General features: G+C 40.9%; 6 protein-coding genes and 1 pseudogene. 2 read left to right on the top strand and 5 right to left on the bottom strand.

The window, feature by feature from the left end; translation table 11 throughout:
• Positions 1–300 precede the first annotated feature (300 nt).
• On the top strand, positions 301–1,326 hold the full coding sequence (locus tag IQ242_RS14175) for a PstS family phosphate ABC transporter substrate-binding protein (RefSeq protein WP_193960406.1): 1,026 nt from the start codon (positions 301–303) through the stop codon (positions 1,324–1,326).
• Between the two features lie 52 nt (positions 1,327–1,378).
• Here IQ242_RS14175 and pstB read toward each other — a convergent pair whose 3' ends face one another.
• The 4 genes from pstB to IQ242_RS14155 form a co-directional block, all read right to left on the bottom strand.
• Complete coding sequence (gene pstB, locus IQ242_RS14170; RefSeq protein ID WP_072926451.1) at positions 1,379–2,185, bottom strand: phosphate ABC transporter ATP-binding protein PstB; 807 nt, start codon at positions 2,183–2,185, stop codon at positions 1,379–1,381.
• A complete protein-coding gene (gene pstA / locus IQ242_RS14165) occupies positions 2,179–3,102 on the bottom strand; it encodes a phosphate ABC transporter permease PstA (protein ID WP_193960405.1) in 924 nt (307 codons plus the stop codon). The genes pstB and pstA overlap by 7 nt, the downstream gene beginning before the upstream one ends.
• A gap of 2 nt (positions 3,103–3,104) precedes the next feature.
• A complete protein-coding gene (gene pstC, locus IQ242_RS14160) occupies positions 3,105–4,040 on the bottom strand; it encodes a phosphate ABC transporter permease subunit PstC (RefSeq protein WP_193960404.1) in 936 nt (311 codons plus the stop codon).
• A 92-nt stretch (positions 4,041–4,132) separates the two neighbouring features.
• A complete protein-coding gene (locus IQ242_RS14155) occupies positions 4,133–5,158 on the bottom strand; it encodes a PstS family phosphate ABC transporter substrate-binding protein (RefSeq protein ID WP_193960407.1) in 1,026 nt (341 codons plus the stop codon).
• Positions 5,159–5,466: 308 nt separating this feature from the next.
• On the opposite strand from IQ242_RS14155, the gene IQ242_RS14150 reads away from it, so the two are divergent.
• A complete protein-coding gene (locus tag IQ242_RS14150) occupies positions 5,467–5,718 on the top strand; it encodes a transposase family protein (RefSeq protein WP_193960403.1) in 252 nt (83 codons plus the stop codon).
• Here IQ242_RS14150 and IQ242_RS14145 read toward each other — a convergent pair.
• Positions 5,674–6,137, bottom strand: a pseudogene (locus tag IQ242_RS14145) (transposase); the annotation flags it as partial. The gene IQ242_RS14150 and the pseudogene IQ242_RS14145 sit on opposite strands and share 45 nt — an antisense overlap.

Below are 6,137 nucleotides of genomic sequence, written 5' to 3'. Positions count from 1 at the left end.
GGGTGTGGGGAAGTGGGGAAGTGGGGAAGTGGGGAGAACAAAGCTGCCTTTTGCCTTTTGCCTTTTGCCTTTTGCCTTTTGCCTTTTGCCTTTTGCCTTTTGCCTTTTGCCTGTCCTGATATGTAGCGCATACTCAACGGATTTAGTATCAGACCCTACAGATAAACGTTTTTGTTGTCCTTTTGTCCATCAGTTTGATGTATTTTCGATAACATTCAACTTTAGAGTTCTTAATTATATATATCAACTTTTTTTGAAATGATATTATGTAGTTATTGACTGATAACGGGGACAGAGACAATGAGTAAAAGCGACAAAACTTCTGTGAAAATAGTATTTTCTGCATTAAGTATTTTGGGAATTAGCCTACTGTCGGCCTGTGGCATAGGGGAATCTCCAGCTAACAAATCAATTAAAATTGATGGTTCTAGTACCGTATACCCGATTACCCAGGCCGTGGCCGAGAAATTCAAAAGCAGTCAACCGGGTACAGCAGAAGTGAGCGTAAAATTTTCGGGAACCTCTGGGGGATTTCGGGAATTCTGCGAAGGAAAAACTGATATTAGCAATGCCTCTCGACCGATTCAAGCCGATGAGATGTCCTTGTGTAATCGCTATGGCGTAAGATATATTGAATTACCCGTGGCTTTTGATGCCTTAACTGTAGTCGTTAATCAGGAAAATAACTGGATTGATAGCATTACCCTAGAAGAATTAAAGAAAATGTGGGAACCGGCTGCTGAGGGTAAAATTACCAATTGGAATCAAATCAGACCGGAATTCCCCAATAAACCCCTAAATCTCTTTGGTGCAGGCCAAGATTCCGGAACTTTTGACTATTTTACCGAAGCTGTGGTCGGTAAATCCGGTGCTAGTCGTAAGGATTATGTAGCCAGCGAGGATGATAACACTTTAGTCCAGGGAGTCAGTCAAGATCCGAATGCTCTTGGTTACTTTGGACTAGCTTATTATGAACAAAATCCCCAAAAATTGAAAGCTTTAGGCATTGATAGCGGTAAATGGGCGATTTTACCCTCTAGAGAAACTGTAGTTAACTCCCAATATCAACCCCTTGCTCGACCTTTATTTATCTACGTCAATGCGGAGAAAGCGCAAAAAAGCCGAGCTTTACAGGAATTTGTGGAGTATTACCTCGATAATGCCGAGAGTATTGTTAAAGAAGTCGGTTATATCCCCCTAACGGATGAACATTACCATTTAGCCACAGTCACCTTCTTTAACGGTGAAGTGGGAACGGTTTTCGCAGGACAATCGCAATTTGATGTCACCCTAGCGGAATTATTGCGGCAAAAAGCCAAGTTTTAGAGGAGAGCGTTGGGGAGATAATTGCTTTCTCTCCCCAAACAATTGCGATTTTTTAACCAAATCGACCACTAATATATTCTTTTGTTTTCTCGTGAGTTGGTTCTTGAAACATAATTTTAGTTTGTCCAAACTCCATCAGTTCACCCAAATACATAAAAGCTGTGTAATCAGAAATCCGGGCTGCCTGTTGCATACTGTGGGTGACGATTAAAATGGTAACTTTTTCCTCTAATTTACCAATTAGTTCTTCTATACTATTAGTGGCAATCGGATCGAGAGCGGAAGTGGGTTCATCAAAGAGGATAATTTCAGGATCCGTAACTAAAGCGCGGGCAATACAGAGACGTTGTTGTTGTCCCCCCGATAAATCGTAGGCACTGGTGTTGAGACGATCCTTGACTTCATCCCACAAAGCGGCACCGCGCAAGGCTTCTTCTACTTTATAATCGATAAACTCCCGTTTTTTTTCACCCCTAACCCGCAAACCGTAGGCGACATTTTCGTAAACAGATTTCGGGAAAGGGTTCGGTTTTTGGAAAACCATACCAATCCGCATCCGCACCTCGATCGGATCGACCTTGTGATCTAAAATATTGACGGTATCGATATAAATACCCCCTTCGTAGCGATTAGCGGCATAAAGGTCGTGCATTCGATTAAAACAGCGCAAAAGCGTCGTTTTACCGCAGCCAGAGGGGCCAATTAGAGAGGTGACTTGTCTTTCGGGAATGGTGAGATTGATACTTCGCAAAGCGGGTTTATTGGTGCCAGCGTAGTAAAAGTCAAGGTTTCTCACCTCGGCTTTTGGTTGAAATTCTTTGATATTAGACATCATCGAGGGAAAAATAGAGTTTACCATTTGATACCTTTGCGGAAACGATAGCGGAGATAGATAGCTACAGCGTTCATCCCGAGAGTCATCACAATCAACACTGTACCAGCGGCTGCTGCATTGACTTCAAATTCTGGCTCTGGACGAGAAACCCAGTTAAACATCTGGATAGGCATAACTGTAAAGGGTGCTTTTAGCCAATTAAAGTTAATAAAGGGAAAATTTGCTTGTAAAGGAGCATCAGGTAGAAAGGCAATAAACGTGAGCGCACCAATAGTAATCACGGGAGCCGTTTCTCCAATCGCTCTGGAAAGTCCGATGATCACACCGGTTAGGATACTACCGAAGGAGTAGGGAAGAATATGATCGGCGACTACTTGCCATCTACTTGCTCCCACGGCATAGGCCGCTTCCCGGAGACTGTTGGGTATTGCCCGAATTGCCTCTCTGGTGGTGACAATAACCACAGGTAGGATCAGCAAAGCTAGGGTTAAACCGGCGGCAATAATACTTTGTCCGAGATTGAATTGATAGACAAATAAACCGAGGGCGAGTAAACCATAGATAATTGAGGGAACACCCGCTAAATTAGTGACGTTAATCTCAATAATTGCTGAAAGCCAATTTTTCTTACTATATTCTTCCAGATAAATTCCCGCCGCAATACCGAGAGGAATCGCAATCAAGGCTGTTACCAACATCACTAGCAAGGTTCCCACCCAAGCGGAAAGAATACCAGCTTCTTCAGGGTGACGACTAGGAAAAGAAGTAAAAAACTGGGGGGTAATGCGCGGCAACCCTGCCATCATCATCTGGGCGATCAGGATAAAGAGAATTAGGGTAGAAACAAAAATAATCAACAACCCTAAGCCAGAAAATACAGCACTAATCAGCTTGCGCCGTTCAATATTAGCTCTTAAATTCGATAATTGTTCTTTTTCCATGATTAGTAAACCTCCCGATATTTTTTGGCGAGGAAATAACCGATAATATTAAAGATTAAAGTCAAAATGACTAGCATAATACCAGCGGCAAAAATTGATTGATACTCGATCGAACCGTGAGGTAAATCGCCTAAACTAACCTGAACAATATAAGCGGTAATGGTGGCCGCTTCACTAAAGGGATTGAAGGTTAAATTTGGCTGTAATCCTGCGGCGATCGCTACAATCATAGTTTCTCCCACGGCCCGGGAAACTCCTAAAATATAAGCGGCACTAATACCAGAAATAGCGGCAGGCAAAACCACATTTAAAGCAGTTTGTAAACGAGTTGCTCCGGTAGCGTAGGAACCTTCCCGGAGGGTCAAAGGTACGGCACGCATGGCATCTTCACTGATGGAACTAATCAGGGGAATAATCATTAATCCCATGACCAAACCAGCACTGAGCATATTAAATGAAGGCAAGTCAGGCAAAAAAGTTTGTAGGAAAGGTGTGACATTTAAAAAGGCAAAATAACCATAAACTACTGTCGGTATAGCCGCTAATAATTCTAGACAAGGTTTAACCACTTCTCGCAGACGCGGGGGGGCAAATTCACTGAGATAAATAGCGGCAATTGTTCCCAAAGGAATAGCGACAAACATCGCTACGATCGAAGTGGTTAAGGTTCCCGAAAGTAGCGGTAGAATACCATAACGAGGATCGGCAAAAAGCGGACTCCAAACCGTATCGGTTAGGAATTGAATCAGGGGAACTTTCTCGAAAAAATGCACGGATTCTACAATCAAAACCTCCATAATGCCGATAGTGGTGGCCACAGAGGAAAAAGCCGCCAAAAATAGAATAACTTCAATAATAGTTTCTTTGAGGTTGCGAATCTTTTTGGGATTAGCTGCCTGAATCCAGACACTGTCTGATTTAATTGCTGGTTGAGTCATGCTTTAAATATCTAGTTGCTGGGTTTTTTAATTCAACTCCAAAAATGGGGAAGATAATCGCTTCCCCATTCCATTTATTGGCAGATAAACAACTATTCTTTAGCTTCTAGCTGGACAATATCTTGGATGGTTAAACCCACCACATCTCGGCCAACGAATACACTCCCTGTTTTATTATTTCTAAAGTTTCTCATTACCGATTGATAGACATTAGCGGGTAAAGGAACATACTTAACTTCCCGGACTAATTTGGGAGCATTGTTGATGAAAAATTCGACAAAACTTTTTACCTCTGGACGTTTAGCCGCATTAGCATTAACGTAGATAAAAACAGGACGGGAAAGGGGATTATATTTACCGTTGTTGACATTTTCTGCTGAGGGAGATATGGCTCCTTTGCCGTTATCAATGGCTAGGGCTTTCAGACGACCTTTATTCGCTTCATAATAGGCATAGCCAAAGTAACCTAAAGCGTTACGATCTCTGATAACTCCCTGCACTAGAACGTTATCATCTTCACTGGGGGTAAAGTCGGTGCGACTTTTCTTCGATTCACCGACAATTGCCTCGGTAAAGTAATCGAATGTTCCCGAATCCGCACCTGGTCCGAACAGTTTTAGGTTGGCATTAGGCCATTTAGAATTAACTTGATTCCACTTAGTGATCTTGCCTTGAGCAGCGGGTTCCCACATTTTTTTCAGTTCAGAAACCTTGATGCTATTAAGGGGATTTTGTTTATTGACTACCACTGTTAAAGCATCAAAAGCGATCGGCAATTCTAAGAATTTAACGCCATTTTTAGCACACAATTGACGTTCAGAATCCTTAATTGGACGAGAAGCATTAGAAATATCCGTTTCACCAGCACAGAATTTTTTAAAACCGCCACCTGTTCCCGAAATACCGACAGTTACCTGTGTCTGACGATTTATCTTTTGAAATTCTTCCGCTACTGCTTCTGTAATTGGGTAAACGGTGCTAGAACCATCAATTTTGATAGTATTGCGGCTTTGGGAATTAACCGCTGGGATGGTGAGAGCTAGGGCCGCTCCTACTGCCGCTAAACCAGCACTGATTGTCCATCGATTTAGTTTGAATTGGAAATTCTGCATACTCATTTTGCTAATTATTGCTGGTTCGGGAATAAAAAAATTAACTTTTAGGTTGGATTGTACATAAAACCCTAAAATTATGGTCAATTATTTTAGTTAATTTAAGGTTAAGGTTAAGATTTAGTTTGGTTAAATTTAGTTTAAGTTTGGGTTAATTAAGCTTAACTTAAACAAATATCTCTCACATTTTTTGTTATTTAAATTAGTTGATGACCACCTTATTGCAAATTAAAGTCAGTCAAAACGCTCAATAATAGACCTCCTGCAAAAATCGGAAAAGTTAGTATAAAATAAGGAAAAGTTTCCCGTGTACTATGATTTACGAACGAATCGAAAACTTAAAGCCCGAGGAATTCAAACGCTTAACCGGAGTCTATACCGAGACTTTCTCGCTAATGGTAAAAATTGTATCGGCCGAGAAGGCATTTCACAAAAAATCGGGAAGACCGAGTAAATTAAGTGTGGAGGAACAAATCTTAATGGCTTTAGAGTATTGGAGAGAATATCGAACTTACTATACTTTAGACGTTCATAATCTGAGATTTATTAAACTTCTGAAATCGTAGAGTGAGCAAGGAATCCAGTTCTTTTTTATGTTTCAGATGGGCATCATTCAGACATTCATAAATAGCTGAAGAAAAGTCAGAAAAGTTCTCATAATATTTACCATATAAACATTTCTTTTTGACCAATTTCCACAGCCTTTCAATTAAATTTAGATTAGCGAGACGGTAGATAGAGTAGCTCTATTGACAAAGAAAGAGCCAATTCTTCAACAATTTTACATTTCTGATAGCGGGCATTATCTAATACGAGAGTGATGGGAATCATTAGTCCTAAAGCAGCTATTTTTGACGTGAGTTCACAGACTTGAGTTGCCGTAATATAAGTGTCATTCGTAACCAGAATAACTTCATGAGTTATTGCATTTAATGCTCCTAAAACATTGAAGCGTTTACGCCCGCTCGGTGACTTAACAAAAAGT

Source organism: Microcystis sp. LEGE 08355, from assembly GCF_015207185.1.
Taxonomy (GTDB): domain Bacteria; phylum Cyanobacteriota; class Cyanobacteriia; order Cyanobacteriales; family Microcystaceae; genus Microcystis; species Microcystis panniformis.
Note: the sequence above shows the minus strand (reverse complement) of the source record. Positions and strands in the feature narration are given on the sequence as shown.